Below are 699 nucleotides of genomic sequence, written 5' to 3' on the forward strand. Positions count from 1 at the left end.
CTTGATTACCCAGCTCACTCCGCGACGGCCACCCAGGCCCTATATAGTGGTACACAAATACCAGTCCGGTCATGGCGCGCAGCGGCATCCAATTCCAGAAAGGCCTCTCGCTGCCTGAGTTCCAGCGGCTCTACGGCACTGAGGAGCAATGTGAGGCTGCTCTGGAGCAGGCGCGCTGGCCTGATGGGTTCCGCTGTCCCCGCTGCAATGGCCAGGAGCATGGGCTCGTCTACGGCCGCCGCCTCAAGCGTTATCAGTGCCGAACCTGCAGCCATCAGGCCACGCTCACGGCTGGCACGATCATGCAGGCCACAAAACTGCCGCTGACCACCTGGTTCCTGGCCTTCTATCTGATCGGCCAGTCCAAGACTGGCATCTCCTCTCTGGAGCTCAGCCGCCACCTGGGCGTGAAATACGACACGGCCTGGCTGCTGCACAACAAGATCCTGCGGGCAATGACTGAGCGGGAGGAGGCCTACCTGCTGCGTGGAAAGATCCAGATCGATGACTCCTACTTCGGCGGAGAACTCCCGGGTGGCAAGGCAGGTCGGGGATCAGAGAACAAGATCCCCATCGTTGCGGCCGTCTCCTTGAACGAGGCTGGCCATCCAATTCACGTCAGGATCACCGCCGTAAGTGGCTTCAGCTCAGAAGCGATCTCTGACTGGGCCAAACACCATCTGGCACCAGGCAGCCAGG

Annotated in this window: 1 protein-coding gene; it reads left to right on the forward strand. The window is 61.1% G+C overall.

Going from position 1 to position 699, the window contains the following annotated elements; genetic code table 11:
* Positions 1–71: 71 nt before the first annotated feature.
* On the forward strand, positions 72–699 hold a 628-nt coding region (locus CJZ78_RS13525; RefSeq protein ID WP_143592979.1), incomplete at its 3' end, for an IS1595 family transposase.

This window comes from Synechococcus sp. 8F6, from assembly GCF_002252665.1.
Classification (GTDB): Bacteria; Cyanobacteriota; Cyanobacteriia; order PCC-6307; family Cyanobiaceae; genus Cyanobium_A.